The sequence below is a fragment of the Mesobacillus sp. genome, assembly GCF_047739415.1.
In the GTDB taxonomy this organism is placed as follows: domain Bacteria; phylum Bacillota; class Bacilli; order Bacillales; family Cytobacillaceae; genus Mesobacillus.
This window is the reverse complement of the sequence record NZ_JBIQOE010000079.1, coordinates 1-16,546: the sequence shown is the minus strand read 5'-3', so window position 1 is coordinate 16,546 and position 16,546 is coordinate 1. Positions and strand designations below refer to the sequence as shown.

15 protein-coding genes are annotated in these 16,546 nt (G+C 42.5%); 1 reads left to right on the top strand and 14 read right to left on the bottom strand.

The genetic code is table 11. The annotated features are described in order from the left end of the window. Positions 1-15: 15 nt before the first annotated feature. Together ACH0QE_RS07030 and ACH0QE_RS07025 are read right to left on the bottom strand one after the other, a co-directional pair. Positions 16-1,374, bottom strand: coding sequence for an IS1182 family transposase (locus ACH0QE_RS07030; protein WP_415799995.1), 1,359 nt, complete (start codon positions 1,372-1,374; stop codon positions 16-18). A 366-nt stretch (positions 1,375-1,740) separates the two neighbouring features. After that, positions 1,741-3,282: a glycine betaine uptake BCCT transporter gene (locus tag ACH0QE_RS07025; RefSeq protein ID WP_415799994.1), complete on the bottom strand. Its 1,542-nt coding sequence runs from the start codon at positions 3,280-3,282 to the stop codon at positions 1,741-1,743. Positions 3,283-3,509: 227 nt separating this feature from the next. Here ACH0QE_RS07025 and ACH0QE_RS07020 point away from each other — a divergent pair, with 227 nt between their 5' ends. Beyond that, positions 3,510-4,034 (top strand): ECF transporter S component, encoded by a 525-nt coding sequence (locus ACH0QE_RS07020; protein ID WP_415799993.1) that lies wholly within the window; start codon positions 3,510-3,512, stop codon positions 4,032-4,034. Positions 4,035-4,402: 368 nt separating this feature from the next. Here the strand turns inward: ACH0QE_RS07020 and ACH0QE_RS07015 are convergent, their stop codons facing one another. The 12 genes from ACH0QE_RS07015 to groL all read right to left on the bottom strand — a co-directional run bounded on the left by ACH0QE_RS07015 (position 4,403) and on the right by groL (position 16,304). After that, positions 4,403-5,104: a hypothetical protein gene (locus ACH0QE_RS07015; protein WP_415799992.1), complete on the bottom strand. Its 702-nt coding sequence runs from the start codon at positions 5,102-5,104 to the stop codon at positions 4,403-4,405. A gap of 259 nt (positions 5,105-5,363) precedes the next feature. Further along, entirely contained in the window at positions 5,364-5,834 is a 471-nt protein-coding gene (locus ACH0QE_RS07010; protein ID WP_415799991.1) for a hydrogenase maturation protease, read from the bottom strand. Continuing rightward, entirely contained in the window at positions 5,834-7,228 is a 1,395-nt protein-coding gene (locus ACH0QE_RS07005) for a nickel-dependent hydrogenase large subunit (RefSeq protein ID WP_415799990.1), read from the bottom strand. Before ACH0QE_RS07005 ends, ACH0QE_RS07010 begins: the two co-directional genes overlap by 1 nt. Beyond that, on the bottom strand, positions 7,221-8,126 hold the full coding sequence (locus tag ACH0QE_RS07000; protein WP_415799989.1) for a hydrogenase small subunit: 906 nt from the start codon (positions 8,124-8,126) through the stop codon (positions 7,221-7,223). Before ACH0QE_RS07000 ends, ACH0QE_RS07005 begins: the two co-directional genes overlap by 8 nt. Continuing rightward, positions 8,123-8,647 (bottom strand): cytochrome b5 domain-containing protein, encoded by a 525-nt coding sequence (locus ACH0QE_RS06995; protein WP_415799988.1) that lies wholly within the window; start codon positions 8,645-8,647, stop codon positions 8,123-8,125. Before ACH0QE_RS06995 ends, ACH0QE_RS07000 begins: the two co-directional genes overlap by 4 nt. Positions 8,648-8,702: 55 nt before the next feature. Beyond that, a complete protein-coding gene (gene hypE / locus ACH0QE_RS06990; RefSeq protein WP_415799987.1) occupies positions 8,703-9,707 on the bottom strand; it encodes a hydrogenase expression/formation protein HypE in 1,005 nt (334 codons plus the stop codon). 2 nt (positions 9,708-9,709) lie between these two features. Beyond that, positions 9,710-10,816 carry a hydrogenase formation protein HypD gene (hypD, locus tag ACH0QE_RS06985; protein ID WP_415799986.1) on the bottom strand — a complete coding sequence of 369 codons (1,107 nt, stop codon included), beginning with the start codon at positions 10,814-10,816 and terminating at the stop codon, positions 9,710-9,712. Then, complete coding sequence (locus tag ACH0QE_RS06980) at positions 10,791-11,024, bottom strand: HypC/HybG/HupF family hydrogenase formation chaperone (protein ID WP_415799985.1); 234 nt, start codon at positions 11,022-11,024, stop codon at positions 10,791-10,793. The genes hypD and ACH0QE_RS06980 overlap by 26 nt, the downstream gene beginning before the upstream one ends. 15 nt (positions 11,025-11,039) lie before the next feature. Continuing rightward, a complete protein-coding gene (hypF, locus tag ACH0QE_RS06975; RefSeq protein WP_415799984.1) occupies positions 11,040-13,331 on the bottom strand; it encodes a carbamoyltransferase HypF in 2,292 nt (763 codons plus the stop codon). Further along, positions 13,316-13,975, bottom strand: a complete 660-nt coding sequence (hypB, locus tag ACH0QE_RS06970) for a hydrogenase nickel incorporation protein HypB (protein WP_415799982.1) — start codon at positions 13,973-13,975, stop codon at positions 13,316-13,318. The genes hypF and hypB overlap by 16 nt, the downstream gene beginning before the upstream one ends. Beyond that, positions 13,965-14,345: a hydrogenase maturation nickel metallochaperone HypA gene (locus ACH0QE_RS06965; protein WP_415799981.1), complete on the bottom strand. Its 381-nt coding sequence runs from the start codon at positions 14,343-14,345 to the stop codon at positions 13,965-13,967. Before ACH0QE_RS06965 ends, hypB begins: the two co-directional genes overlap by 11 nt. A 330-nt stretch (positions 14,346-14,675) precedes the next feature. Next, on the bottom strand, positions 14,676-16,304 hold the full coding sequence (gene groL, locus ACH0QE_RS06960; RefSeq protein ID WP_415799980.1) for a chaperonin GroEL: 1,629 nt from the start codon (positions 16,302-16,304) through the stop codon (positions 14,676-14,678). Positions 16,305-16,546 lie beyond the last annotated feature (242 nt).

The following is a 16,546-nucleotide window of genomic DNA, read 5'->3' as shown; positions in this document are numbered from 1 at the left end:
TTTTCCGCTATACTTTTAGGCCATTTCTGGACTTCTCCAAGTCCAGTTGGCCATCTTCTTCAAATTCAAGGCAGCGAAAGTAAGCATCGCCTGCATCGACAATTTTTTAAGTCCCCTCAGGGTTGTCCAACGCATACCATGCTTTTCTTTTGCATCTGCGAATACGCGCTCTATGGTTTCTTTGCGCTTCGCATAGATTTCTTTTACTGCCTGTTTGTGCCTCAAGTGGTCCGCTTCTTCCACATACTCCTGCCAGATATGGCGCGTTACCACCTTTTGATGATCTTTGCTTTCTGTACATTGCGCTAAAAACGGGTAGGTTGCACAGATGTGTTTGGGGGATTTATATTCACGATACCCCTCTTTTGTGGTGGTCGAATACTTCAGGATCTCTCCGGCAGGACACAAATAACAGTCGTAGAATTCGTCATATACATAGTCATATTTGCGGAAAAAGCCATCCTTCGTCCGTGGTCTGGTATAAGGCAATGCTGGGGTCATTTCGTTTTCCATCAGAAACTTCGTAATAACTGGAGTTTTATAGGCTGCGTCGGCCGCAACGGCTTTGGGCTTTCCGACTTTCTCTATCACTTGTTCTACCAGTGGCTCAAGGATCAGGCTGTCATGTGTATTTCCAGGTGTCACAATGGTTCCCAAGACAAATCCGTTACGATCTGATGTCGCATGGAAAGAGTAGGCAAACTGCTTTGTTCGCTCGTCCTTAACGTAGTATCCACTCTCAGGATCGGTCGTGCTCTCCTTGATTTCCTTCGTTTCTTCCTTATCGAACTTATCAGGAGGAAAAGGTTTCTTGCCATGGTCTTCCCGATCCTGATTGATTTCTTCCTGGAGTTTCTCTTGATACGCTCTTGTTTCCTTACGCACCACTTTCTTCTCGAATTTATGCTTATTCGCACTTGCTTTTACGTGTGTTGAATCGATAAAGACGTGTTCGGCACTGATGAGTTTCTTTTCAGCTGCAGTCTTGAGGATTCGATAGAAGATCTGTTCAAACAAGTCGGTATCTTTAAAACGACGTTCGTAATTCTTCCCGAAGGTGGAGAAGTGCGGCACTTTATCATGGAATCCATAACCCAAAAACCAGCGATAGGCCATGTTCGTTTCTACTTCCGCAATGGTCTGGCGCATTGAACGGATACCAAAGGTGTATTGAATAAAGGTGAGTTTAATTAAAATGACAGGGTCAATACTTGGGCGACCTACTTCAGAATATACATCCTTCACCAGTTCATAAATAAACGAAAAATCAAGGGCTGCTTCCATCTTGCGGACTAAATGGTCCTGAGGAACAAGCTGGTCTAAAGCAACCATTTCTAATTGATCTCGTTGGATTGGATTGTTTTTCGAAAGCATCTTTATCACCTCAAGCGTTATATGTATCTATTTTAAAATAGACTTATGTTTAGTTCTACGTTAAGTTTGGAATTCCTGTTGATTGGAGTGGAGGGCGCGTAGACTCCTGCGGGATCAGCTGGACAGGTGAGACCCCGCAGACGCCAACGGCGGAGAGGAGGCTCACCGCCAGCCCCGCGGAAAGCGCAGCGCCTGGAACGGAAATCAACAGCCCCGTTTCTCCTCAAAACTAAAAAAAGACTGTAGACAAGCTCGATTTTCATCGAGTTTGTCTACAGTCTGGGACCCTCATTAGTGAGGGTCCTCCTATGCCAATATTAATGCTGTTTATAATTAGCCTTATACAAATCCAACGCGCCGTTGTTTTTAAATAGGGCTCGGATCTGGCTTATCTTCTTTTTTTAACAATTTCCCTTTTTCCTTTTTTGGCTTTTTTTCAATGACCTCTGATCTAAAGTCTTTTAATATCGAAAATGACATGGCAATCAATACAAAGGTAAGTGGAAAAGCACTGACTATGATGGCTGTTTGCATTGCACTCAGTCCGCCGGAGAGCATTAATACGACAGCAGAGGCTGATAGAAAAAGCCCCCAGATAATTTTGACCACATTGGGAGGGTTCAAGTCTCCTTTTGCTGTTTGCATCCCTAAGACAAAGGTGGCTGAATCTGCTGAAGTAACAAAGAATGTAGTAATTAACAACAATGTAACAATGACCAGTGCACCCGAAAATGGTAAAAGGTCATATACGTAAAAAAGTGCTGTTTCTAAGTTTTGCCCGGCTATGTTAGCACCTTCAAAGTATTCGAAGTAAATAGCAGTACCTCCAAAAACCGCAAACCAGAAAGCACATACTATTGTAGGGATAACGAGAACGGCAATCATAAACTCTCTCACCGTCCTTCCCTTGGACACACGCGCAATGAATGTACCAACGAAAGGGGCCCAGGCAATCCACCAAGCCCAATAAAAAATCGTCCAGTCCTTTATCCAACTCGCTTGTTCTTCATTAAAGGGAGTGAGCCTTAAACCCATGCTTGGCAGGTTTTGCACGTAACTTCCGAGCGTTGTGGTAAATAGATCAAGGACAAATCCTGTTGGACTTAAAATTAAAAATCCAAAAAGCAAAAGGACGGCTAAAACTAAATTGGCATTGCTTAAATACTTAATCCCCCTTTGCAGACCCGTGCTGGCAGAAAGGAGAAAGAGAACGGTTACGATTACTATAATAACAAGCTGAGTTGTGAAGTTGTTCGGTATCCCGGCAACATAGTTAAGACCCCCATTAATTTGTGCCGCTCCCAACCCTAAAGATGCTGCTACACCAAAAATCGTTGCAAAAACCGCGACTACATCCACGGTGATTCCAATCGCCCCTTTTGAGCGTTCCCCTAATAGAGGAGCGAGGGTTATACTCATCAGTCCCGGTTTCTTTTTCCTGAATTTATAGTAGGCCAGGACAAGTGCGATGACTGCGTAAATAGCCCAGGCATGAAACCCCCAATGCATATAGGTGTATCTTAGAGCGATTTTTGCTGCCTCAGGTGTTCCCCCTTCACCAATTGGCGGATTGGCAAAATGGGAAATAGGCTCCGAGACTCCAAAGAATAGCAATCCGATTCCCATACCGGCACTAAATAGCATGGCAAACCAAGTGGCTCTGCTAAAATCCGGTTTGTCCTCATCTGCTCCTAATTTTATTTTTCCATACTTGCTAAAAATCAAAAATAACGCAAACAGGAGGAAGAAAGAAGCTGCTAATTGATAAAACCATCCAAATGAGTCTAAAAAGAATGCCTTAGTTTGATCCATTACTTCACCTAATTGAACCGGAGCAACCACGCCCCAAATCACAAATCCACTCGCAAGAACGAGAGAAATCCAGAACACATTTGATACCTTATTCACTTCAGCCAACTCCCCATCATCGATTTCCAAATAAGATATCGTTATGTTTCCCGAAATCAATGCTTCGATTCATATCTGCCAAAAGGGAGAAAAATTAAATTCCCAAAATTCTGTACAAGTGTATATTATTATGTATTTATTAAGTTACCAATAAGGAGTAAGATAGTAAGTAAAAAGGAAGTTTCGAGGCAAACGAAAAAGTCCTGAACAAAGAAAGAGGTTTCCAAATGAATGCAGCATACTCTCCAACCAAAGAAACAACTAAAACAAAAGTTTTAGTTATCAATGCACTTTTTATTGCACTGACCGTTGTAGCAACCATGTTCATCAACATCAGGCTCCCGATCATGGGTAATGGAGGCCTGATTCACATGGGAAACATTCCACTATTTATTGCCGCTTTCGTCTACGGAAGGAAAACAGGAGCGATAGCTGGAGCGTTCGGCATGGGCTTGTTCGACATTATTTCCGGCTGGGCATTGTGGGCGCCATTCACTTTCGTTATCGTTGGCGCGATGGGCTATGTAGCTGGTTTGATCGCTGAAAAAATGCCTGGCAAAAAAGTGTTAGTATACTCTCTGGCAGTTTTCGTTGCCCTTGTCATTAAAATCGTAGGCTACTATTTTACTGAAGTAGTCCTTTACGGCAACTGGATCCAGCCATTTGGATCAATCCCTGGCAATGTGATGCAGGTATTGATTGCAGGTCTGATCGTAGTCCCACTTGCAGGACGCATGAAGAAACTATTATAGAATATACGATAAAAACCCCCTATGGAGTTTGCTCCTCCATAAGGGGTTTTATTTATGTAATCATTTATCCGCGTGCAGATAATAATGGTCTCAATTCCTTTAATTCGACCTGATAATTTGTCGAATGCCAAATCAGAAATTTGTAGATATTTCTCGGGAAATTGTTGGATTTTGAAAGTAGAAATACCGATCTCCGGAACCTTATTTTAACTTTCCTGTCTTGAGGTTTTAAACTTGATTTCGAATAGCATATCGTCAGGCGATATATGACTTGCCTAACTTTACACCAACCATGTTTGTTTATATTGCCAGCAATACACTCCATGACACAACAGGAATATCGCTTAATTCCAGCTATCTATAACACTTTATTTCCTGAATATTGCTGTTAGCCATCCCCATTTTCTTTTCTGGATTTCTTCTTCCAGACGTTTGTTAAAATCATTTTGGGAATTCCACTCGCTCTTTTGTTCCTCCCGCATTTTTTGTATCTCTTTTTGCAGAAGTTCACTTCTCTCTCTTTCCTGCTGCAGCAAGCTTTCGTAATGGGTATTTTGCTGTTCGATGAATCTTTCAATCTTCGAATTTGTTCTTTGTGCTGAATTTCCGATACTGGAGCTGATTACATGATGGTCCTGCTGAAGTTGGGAGACATTTGTTTTCAACTGAGCCATATCGTTTTTCAGCTGGACATTCATTTCACGTGCGGCTGCAAGTTCATTTGCGACAAAAAGAAAAAGCTCTTTTAATTGATTCGGGTCCTGCGGCAGATGATCGGCTGTATCGCCGAGCGCTATCTCCGTTCCATTCGGCCCTTCCAATCTTTCCTTTTGCTGTTGCACGAGATCCTTAGCCGTATCATCCAACGGCTTGTCCGTATCGCGCAGCGCTATAAGCGCTTGAATATCCGATTGAACAAAGATACGCCGGTCACCATCTTTCAAAAACTCATAACCGTTCCGTTCCAGAATTTGACCGTACTTTCGGACAGTGGGTGTAGCAATCCCTACTTCTTCCGCGACTTCTTTTGTTGAGAATGCCTGTTCATTCGGTTGTATATCGATTCGCATATCGCACCTCCCATACTTCAAATAATGACAAATTCCAACTAAATCCGCAAGAGTTATATCGCCTATTCTAGCAGATATATCGCTATTTTCATATCGTATAGGGAATATTTTCACTCGTAGGAACCAATCATTAAGCCAATTGCCAGAACTTTGTTGAAATCGGAAACTGACTATTAACGAAGCGATATACAAATAGGACCTGTAAAATAGACAGGCCCTTTTTTAATACTTTATTTTTCATATTGCTACTGAAAGTTTTTTATTTCTTATCCACTTCATACCCCACAATCAATTCCTCGATAGTATCCGATACATCCTGTAAAATGGTATCCCATTTCTCAATCAACGATGTGCTTAATCCGATATTGAACCTTATCTCATAAGGTTCCACTCCTATGAGATATCCCTTTATAGATTCTTTCTGTAGATACAACAGTTGAAACAGATGAAAATTATGGGGGGAAATATCTAATTCCTGGTGTTGGTGTAAATCGGAAAGGGGATAAACCGTAAGCTTTCCTGGCGTGTCTCCTGAACACACTGCATCCACAATAATCACTAATGAAGCGTCCATTATCTGCTCCATGCAATAATCGATATCCGACTCACCAATCAAAAAAGAAATATCAGGTGTACTATTCATTTTAGAAAGTTGCTCAATCAAATAAATTCCGATTCCATCATCCATCATAAGCTGATTGCCAATACCTAAAACGATTATTTTCTCCATTAAAACACCTTTATTGTTTTTACTTGTTTTCCAGGAATGTATACATGGGTCGCGCATGACATGCATGGATCAAATGAACGCAGGATCCTTCCGATCTCGGCAGGTTTCTCCGGGTTTTGGATTGGTGTGCCGATCAATGCTTCTTCAGCAGTTCCTCTATAGCCGTTTTCATCCCGGGTTGAAAAGTCCCAAGTAGATGGAGTGATGATTTGATAGAATGAAATCTTCTTATCTTCTATCTTAAGCCAGTGTCCCAACGCACCTCTCGTCGTATCGACTAATCCCCTTCCAGATGCTGATTCAGGAAGTTCATATTTTTTTTGCACATCCACTCCTGGTATGATCTGCTGGAGCAGGACTTTCATTATCTCTGCAATTTTCTTTGCCTCCAGTGCCCTGGCGATCGTTCGATCCATTGCAGAGATCCCATTATTATATAACCCGCTCAATATTAATCTTGCCAGCGGCCCAACCTCAAAAGGGAGACCATTATACCTTGGCGCTTTTACCCATGAATAGGCATCCTTCTTATCCATATCTGGCTCTGGCGCACCTTCACCTGGTGAAGTAGATGTAAAGTAAGAGTAATCAATTTTCTCACGGATTTTCCTTTCGTCAAACACCTGAATCCCTTCCGCGGTCAATACAAGCGGATCAACATATAACGTCCCAAGCTCTTTATAATTATTAAAAGAACCATATGATAGCAAGTTCCCGTATCCGCTCCCTAACTGAAAATACTCTTGATAATAACGGGCAATGTCATATACATCCGGAATCATTTTTTCATCAATGAACGCAGATATCTTCTGTAAAATAGAATCCAGATGAACAACCTTTTCTGCTGTTGCCTGAGTCGTAATCCCACCGATGAAGACTCCATGATTATGAGGGGCTTTTCCTCCCAGGACCGCTAACATCTGGTGAGCAAGCCTGCTTATTGTGAGAGATTCAAAGTAATGCCTGGCAATCCGGTCATTAATCTCCATTGGCAATCGGAAATCATCATGATCGGCCTGGAATAGAGAATTTTGATCTATTTTCACAAAATCAGGAACTGTATATTGATAAAAATGGCGTATATGATTTTGCAGGAACTCACAGCAATGAATGATATCCCTTAAATACTTTCCCTGTTCCATCGGCTCAATATTCAGGGCATCCTCCAATGCCAAAGAAGATGCCATCGAATGGGCCGCTGAACAAATCCCGCATATCCGCTGGGTAAAATAAACAGAATCAAATGGACTTCTTCCTACCATCATTTGCTCGAAGCCTCTAAATAAATTGCCGCTTGTTTTTGCATCCACTACCTGGTTATTTTCTACCGTAACATCAATTTCCATAAAGCCGCTGATTCGAGTCAAGGGATTAATCACAATTCGCTTACTCATCCTTCACCACCCTTGTCGTGTCATAACTGATAAATGGCGCCATTGCATCCGGGAAGCCAAATTGCGCACAGCCGATACATGGAGTATCATCCCCTATTGGCCAATTGACATGGCCATTCCACTGTCTGGTTGGACAATCAACCCTTGTCACCGGCCCTCGGCATCCAAGCTTGAATAAACATGTTTTATCTCCTAATTTCTCAGCAAAAATCCCCCGGTCAAAAAAAGGCCTCCTTGGGCAGCGGTCATGAATGAGGGTACTGTAAAACATAAGCGGTCGGCCCAGGTTATCAGTTTCTGGTTCTCCGTAAAGGATAAGATGGGCCAGTGTTCCTAAGAACCAGTCAGGATGAACAGGACATCCTGGCAGTTTAATCATCTTCTTTTCTGGAAGAACCGTTTGTAAACCGACTGACTCAGACGGATTGGGCTTAGCAGCAGAGACGCCCCCATGTGTTGCACATGCACCAACAGCCAAAATGCTCGATGCCTTTTCTCCAAGCATTTTAGCTGCCTGAAGACCTGTAAGCGGCTTTCCTTTCCAGCTGCCGATGATGTTGTAAAGACCGTTATTTTTTAACGCCACAGCACCCTCAACAGCTAAAATGAAATCTTCATCCAAGGTATCCATTAGTTTTTCAACAGCTTGTTCTCCTTCAGCTGCCATTAGACTATTGCTGTACCGAAGATTGACCATTGAATTTAACGCATATTCTATATCAGGATTCTGGCCATTTAATAAAGAAATAATGTTGCCAGAGCAGCCGTTTAATTCTAAGTACACTAAGTTCCTTTTTTTGACCAAACCACTATCAATTCTCTTAATAACTGTATTGGTAAGCCGTTCAGCAATTGCCTCATTCGTTAAAGGTTCAGGCGGCAAGATTGGTTGGCTCATGACACTAACCTCCCAACCACTGGCAGCATGGCGAGAATTGACTGTTGTCCTGCATGGCAAGAAGCGAATTCCTGTGTATAATCTTTCCCTGAGACTAAACCAAAATGAGTAGCCGCTGCCCACGCCCGATTGTTCGTCACATCATAGACGATTCCATTAACCGCAACATAAGCAGGTCTTCCGTTTTTACCATCGAATGTTGTTAATTCTTGTATTGTAAAAAGTCGTTGATTGTTTGTTTGAGTATTTTGATTTGGCAAGGGAGTGATTGGCGGGATTTGTGGCTGATTTGTATTTACCGGCTGCTGCATTACTGGCATATGTGGTAAAGTGGAATTTTTTAAGGCTTGATTAGCCAGCAGTTCACTTAAAAACTGAATGGAAGATAGTGAATCCCATAAACGTTGTAAAATTTGTTGTTTTACATAGAGGTCATTCGTTCTGGAAAGTGTATATATATCATGCCGTGCCTGAGTAACAAGGTGATTCAGCTGTAATCTGATTAACTCTGTGTTGTTCATGACTTCCTCTCCTTAAGGCGGCTTCCTCATATCCTATGCGAGAGCCCAGGAATAATTAACATATTCTTGGCAAGAGCATGCCTGAGAGGCGCTGCAGCCTGCGCGTTGTTCCAAAAGGAGTCTTTAACAACAGTTTGCCTGCATCCATTGAGGAAACCTGGCCGATCACACTGGAATTTCTCCCTAAGCCATTTTTCTTAAGGATTTCGATCGTTTTCTCTACAGAATTTAAATCTGCAATGATGACAACTTTCCCCTCATTAGCTAGATAAAGAGGATCGTATCCTAAAATATCACATGCTCCCTGGACATCCCTTCTGACAGGAATAGCGGCTTCATCAAGCTCGATCGTCACGTTGAAGTCTTCGCATATCTCGACAAGAGTAGTAGCCAATCCACCTCTTGTCGGATCTCTCATGATTCGAATACCACCAACTTCATTTGTAAGCTCTTGGACAAGATGATTTAGTGATGCACAATCACTCGTGACATCGGTCATCAATCCCAGCTCCTGGCGAGCACTTAGAATAGAAATACCGTGGTCTCCTATTGTGCCGCTTACGATTACAGCATCACCTGTTTTGATATCTTCCGGGTTCGGCCTTCTCTCCTCATGCACCTCCCCAATCCCTGTTGTATTGATGAATATGCCATCTACACCTCCCTTGTCCACCACTTTTGTATCTCCGGCAATAATCTGGACATCTGCCCGTTCCGCCTCTTCTGCCATACTTTGGACGATTTTCTTCAAGTCTGGAATAGGAAACCCTTCTTCCAGAATGAATCCGGCTGTAATAAACCGTGGGATTGCTCCACTAACAGATAAATCATTCACTGTTCCCGCTATGGCCAACTTTCCTATATTACCTCCAGGAAAGAAAACAGGCTTTACGACAAAACTATCTGTCGTCACAGCAATATTTTTTTGAGAAATTGTGAGAATGGCAGAATCCAATTTGGTTTGCTCTCCATGACCAAATGAATTAATGAAAACATCTTGTATAAGCTGGTGAGTAAGTTCCCCACCCTCTCCATGAGCTAAACCAATCTTCTGTACCAAGTCTAATCCCCTCTCATGTATTGATAATGAGCCGCACAAGTTCCTTCCGTTGAAACCATACAAGGCCCTATCGGCTGAGTTGGTGTACAGCCTTTATTGAACAAAACACATTCTTCAGGTGTGACCAGCCCCCTGATGATTTCACCACAACGACATTTTGTTTTTCTCGGCTCTCCAACAGATACCTTGTACTTCTTCTTCGCGTCAAATTGTGCGTATTGATCTTTAAGGACAAGCCCGCTGTTAGGAATCGTCCCCATCCCTCTCCAATCCTCATCATCAAGTTTCAAATATTTCTTCAGTAAATTTTGAGCAAACAGGTTTCCTTCATCTTTTACAACATATTTATAGTCATTTAAGACATCATGCTTATTCTCAAGCAGAAGTTGCAGTATTTTATAGATGCCGCTTAGTAATTGAACCGGTTCAAATCCGGTTATAACACCAGATATTTTATAGTCCTCAACTAAAAACTCAAAGCTCCTCTTGCCTAATACGACCGAAACATGGCCAGGTAAAATAAAGCCATCCAGTTTGACCTCCCCTGAATCAAGAAGGGCCCTCATAACTGGTTCAACCAATTTAGTTGTCATCCAGACACTATAATTCTTCAACTCTTTTCTTTCTGCTTCGCGAATGGCCAGAGTTAAAATTGGGATGGTAGTTTCAAATCCGATCCCTAAGAAAATTACTTCTTTATCAGGATTTTCCTCAGCAATTTTCACGCTATCCAATGGCGAATAGATGACTCGAATGTCTTTGCCATCTGTTTTTGCCTTCATTAGACTGACCCGGGAACCTGGTACACGCATCATATCGCCAAATGTACATAGGATTCTGTTGGACCCTTGAGCTAATTGAATCATCGCATCAATTGATTTCTGATCTGTCACACACACTGGACATCCGGGACCAGCAATCAGCCTGACATGATCCTTTAATCTCGTTTTTATTCCTGATTTAGCAAATGCCATCGTATGTGATCCGCACACTTCCATCAAAACTGGTATTCTTCCATGTTCCTTTTTAAATTCGTCAGCTAATTCGATAACGGCATCAAGTGACCGGCGGGCTAATGCCGAATCAGAAAAGGCCTTCATACTTTCCATCTAAAACATTCCTCCACTCTTCGATGCTTTCATGAGCAAATTTCTCGTCTACCACGGTCATCGCCTGTCCAGCATGTAGCAATACATAGTCGCCTTCCTTAACCTCCGGAACAAATATGATGCCGACATGCATCCTTGACCCCATGACATCCACCAGAGCTGTCTGCTCCTCTATCTTGATAACCTTTGCAGGTACTCCCAGGCACAAATTTATCCACCACCTTTACTGACTTTCATGAGATACAGAATGAGAAGCGATAATCATTTGTCCTAACGATAAGCCGCCATCATGACAGGGGACGTTTTTATGTGTCTTGACGACAAACCCTTCATCCTGAAGCTTTGCTTTTATCTCTTTCTGCAAATAAATATTTTGGAACGTGCCTCCTGACAGCATGACCGTTCTGTTCATGTGCGGGTTTAATTCTACTAATCTTTTGATCATCTCAACACAGCATGAAACAATGGTACGATGGAAAGTTTGTATGATTTTGGTGACACTATGATTGTTTAATTTATCCTGGATAATTTGATAGATCATCGGTGAAAGATTAAGTTGAAGCTGATTCTCCTGGTTTGTTTTTATATGAAATGGATAAATCTCTTCTGAATGTTCCGTTTCCGGTATCAGTCGATCTGATAATTTAATTGCCGCTTCTCCTTCATAGGTGGACGTTAAGCAAGTTCCCAAAATGCCACTGACTGCATCAAATACTCTTCCGCATGTACCCGCCATCGGTGTGTTAACCTGATTAACGATCATCCTCTTTATTATGTTGATTTCATCAACTTTGTCAGGGAATAGTTTAATAGCCATTTCTATTCCGTCATCCTGCCAATAATGATGCAGCATTCCGACTGCATTTCTCCATGTTTCCTTCACAGCTTTTTCTCCGCCGGGAAGAGGTGTATATTCCAGGTGACCAAGACGTTCAAAGGATTGAACGTTTCCGTATAAAAACTCAAACCCCCAGATGTTCCCGTCATCTCCATAACCTGTGCCATCAAGGATAATACCGATACAAGGTTCCTCTATTCCGTTATCCTCCATACAGGATACAAGATGGGCATGATGATGCTGAACAGGTATGACGGTACAATCATATTCTTTTGCAAGTGTTGCTGAAGCGTACAACGGATGCTTATCAACTGCTATATGTTTCACTTCTACATCCAACCACTTTTTATAATGATGAAGTTGGTCCTTGAAAAAACGGATCATTTCTTCGTTGTCGAGATCACCAATATGAGCGCTGATCACAATGTCCTTTTGCTTCCCGACGGCAAAAGTATTCTTTTGATTTCCTCCAAAAGCAATGATTCCATCAACCTCCGATTTAGTTTGAAAAGGATCTGGGACAAATCCCCGGGCCCGCCTATGATACAGCATATTTGCATCGCTAAACTGTACGACAGAATCATCAATCGGAAGGTGAATATCACGGTTATGGGTTAATATATAATCACATAAATGTCCCATAGACTCATCTTTGTATTGGATCGGCAATCCTGAAGGGTTTGCACTTGTCATGACCATACATTCAAGCCCGCTTGCTTCAAATAGTCTATGGTGTAATGGCGTATAAGGCAGCATAACTCCAATTGTCGATAAACCTGGCGATAGAATATCCGGGAGGTTACACTCCCTTCTTTTCTGCAAAACCACTATAGGCATGACAGCACTAGTCAGCATTTCCTCTTCCTCGTTGGATAGATGACAATACTTTTTTACAACACCCGTGTCCCTTGCCATAATGGCCAGCGGCCGCGCAGGACGGTTCTTCCTTACTCTTACTTCATTCACTGCCCTCTCCTGGAGAGCATCACATGCCAGGTGATAGCCGCCGATTCCTTTTATCCCAACGATATGGCCGCTCCTGATGAGTGCACCTATCTCAAAAAGCGCTTGCTCGTCTTGTGTGACCAATTCTCCGTTTTGATTATATAAACTAGTGGCAGGACCACACTCAGTACAACATATTGGCTGAGCGTGATGTCGCCGATTCAATGGATTTTCATATTCTTCATGACACTGATCACACATCGCAAATTCACTCATCGTGGTATTTGGTCGGTCATAAGGCAAAGCCTGGATGATCGTGTAGCGTGGCCCACATTGAGTGCAATTTATGAATGGATACTTATAGCGCCGATTAGTTGGATCATTCATTTCTTCCAGACAATATTCACAAATGGCAGCATCAGCTGAAATCCAGGGTAAAGAATGAGTTTCTATTTTCTCGCTTGGAACTATCGTAAATTCCTCAAAATAGATAAGCGGAATTTCTTTTACGGTGATTGTGTTGATTTTCGATAAAGGTGGTGGAGAACATTTTAGTTCCTCCACAGCTCTTCCTAGATGATCTTCTTTTCCTTCTATAATCAAAATGACATGGTCGAGATTATTTTGGACGGTTCCAGTTAAATGAAACTTTTCGGCAAGCGAATAGACGAATGGCCGAAATCCAACTCCTTGCACCCTTCCTGTCACTATGATGCTTAATGCTTGGTACATTGAATATACGCTTCCTTTATCCAATTGACCCAGCCTTCAAGCCCTTCGCCTGTCTTAGCTGACAAGACTTTCAGCTGTGCGGCAGGATTAATAGATTCCAAGTCATTTTTTGCATCTTCCAAACTGAATGAGACATATGGAAGGAGATCGACTTTATTGATAATTGTGAGGTCAGTGCGTCTGAACATCACTGGATATTTCGGGATTTTATCATTGCCTTCTGGAACACTTAATACAACGACTTTAAAATCTTGTCCTAAATCATAGCCTGACGGACATACAAGGTTACCTATGTTCTCAATAAAGAGAATCTCAATATCTTCTAACTCAAATTCTGGCAAAACTTTGGCAATCATCCTTGCGTCAAGATGACAGCCTCCCACTGTATTAATCTGAATGGTTTTTATCCCTAAAGATCTCAATCGTTCTGCATCACGATCTGTAGCCAGATCCCCTTCAATTACGGCTACTGTAAAATCATTGCGCAATGCTTTTATTGTTTCTTCGAGGAGAGTGGTTTTTCCAGCACCAGGTGAACTCATGATATTAATGACAATTGTTTTATTGCTTTTAAATAATTCTCGATTATAATTCGCGGCTAAGTTGTTATCCTTCAGCAAATCTGCTTCTAGCTTAATTTTCATCGAATTCCTCACTTCCTTCATAGGATTCAACCCTGAAAGTTTCACCACTTTCAAGCAGGCTGCCGGGAAGATTGCACATTGGACATTGAGCAATCTTATAGTCAGGAATAAATTCACAATCGCAAGTTTGGCATTTTGCTTTTGCTTCTTCCCGAATAATATTCAGCTTACTATCTTCACTAATCAAACTGCCTTCCTGCCTTTGAAAAAACATAAACGCCAGCTCCAGGGCATCAGGCAGGACATTCGATAGATCACCAACAATGACATCAATCTTATTTACCTTTTTAAAACCTCTCGCAGCAGCGTCCTCTGAAACTATTTGTATGATCTCTGACATAAGTGACATCTCATGCAATTCAATCACCATCCACCATTCTTCGTAATATTTTATGCCTGTCTTTGTGGAAAAGACCTTTGAGTCCTGGATGGTGGCTGGAAAAGCAAAAACTCCCCATACCTAAATGGTTGGGGAGTTTCTGTATTTATATCGCCCACTCGAAAAATCATGGAGCCGCCTCATCCTATTTAGATTAAAATATTGCGGGGATTTACATCTATATACTCAAGAAACAAAAAAAGAAGCTCCCCAAAAGTTTGTTCAACTAATGAGAAGCTTCTTATTTCATGTTAGAGAAATGTTAGCATTATACTCTTACATTACTCAGAAACCTTGTATATCAAGGCTTCGATGGGCAGATTACATCATGCCGCCCATTCCGCCCATGCCACTCATGTCAGGCATTCCAGCGCCACCTTCTTCTGGAATGTCGGCAACTACTGCTTCAGTAGTCAAGAACATTGCAGATACGGATGCTGCGTTTTGAAGTGCATAACGAGTAACTTTAGTTGGGTCAACGATACCAGCTTCGATCATGTTTACCCACTCGCCAGTTGCAGCGTTGAAGCCTGTTCCGACTTCTTCGCGCTTAAGGCGCTCAACGATTACAGAACCTTCAAGGCCCGCGTTGTGAGCGATCTGGCGAACTGGTTCTTCCATAGCGCGAAGGACGATGTTAATGCCAGTTGCTTCGTCGCCTTCAGCCTGGATTCCAGCCACTTTGTTGTATACGTTAAGAAGCGCTACGCCACCGCCTGATACGATACCTTCTTCAACTGCTGCGCGAGTTGAGTTAAGAGCATCTTCAATGCGAAGCTTGCGTTCTTTCAATTCAGTTTCAGTAGCAGCACCAACCTTGATGACTGCAACGCCGCCAGCAAGCTTAGCAAGGCGCTCTTGTAATTTTTCACGGTCAAATTCAGAAGTTGTTTCTTCCATTTGAACGCGGATCTGGTTTACGCGGCTTTCGATTTGAGCGCTGTCTCCAGCACCTTCAACGACTGTTGTGTTTTCTTTTGTAACAACAACTTTAGAAGCGCGTCCAAGTGATGTGATTGTAGCAGACTTAAGGTCACGGCCAAGCTCTTCAGTGATCACTTCACCGCCAGTCAATGCAGCGATGTCTTCAAGCATAGCCTTACGGCGGTCACCGAAGCCAGGAGCCTTAACAGCTACTGCGTTGAATGTTCCGCGAAGCTTGTTGACTACTAATGTAGCAAGTGCTTCACCTTCAACATCTTCAGCAACGATCAATAAGGGCTTGCCTTGCTGTACAACTTGCTCAAGGACAGGAAGGATTTCCTGGATATTGCCGATCTTCTTATCAGTGATCAAGATATATGGGTTTTCAAGCACAGCTTCCATCTTGTCAGAATCAGTTACCATGTAAGGAGATGCATATCCGCGGTCGAACTGCATACCTTCAACAACATCCAATTCTGTAGTGAAGCCTTTAGATTCTTCGATTGTGATAACGCCGTCATTGCCAACGCGCTCCATTGCTTCTGCAATCAATTGGCCAACTTCTTCGTCAGCAGCAGAGATAGCCGCAACCTGTGCGATAGAAGCTTTGCTTTCGATTGGTTTAGAAATAGCTTTTAACTCTTCAACAGCAGTAATAACAGCCTTTTCAATACCTTTGCGGATTCCCATTGGGTTAGCACCGGCAGTTACGTTCTTAAGACCTTCGCGAATCATTGCCTGTGCAAGAACAGTTGCAGTAGTCGTACCGTCACCAGCAACGTCGTTCGTCTTGCTTGCTACTTCAGCAACAAGCTTAGCACCCATGTTTTCGAAAGCATCTTCAAGTTCGATTTCTTTTGCAATTGTTACACCGTCGTTAGTGATAAGAGGTGAACCAAATTTCTTCTCAAGAACCACGTTGCGTCCCTTTGGTCCAAGAGTTACTTTTACTGCGTTTGCAAGAGAATCTACCCCGCGAAGCATCGCGCGGCGTGCTTCTTCACTGAACTTAATTTCTTTTGCCATTGCAGAAAAACCTCCTCAGAATTTTAAATTTATATGTTATCCCACTACACTTTGATTAGTGTCTAGCTCCAGCGCCTAGTCCCTCGAGTCGCTTCGGTCCTGCCAATGAAGTCAAAGAACGACTTCACTGTCAGGCCCTCCAGCGCTTGTCGGGCCTGACCAAGGCGCTTCCGCTTTTCTATTCAACCACAGCTAGAATGTCGTTTTCACGTAGGATCAGGTACTCAGTTCCCTGGTACTTC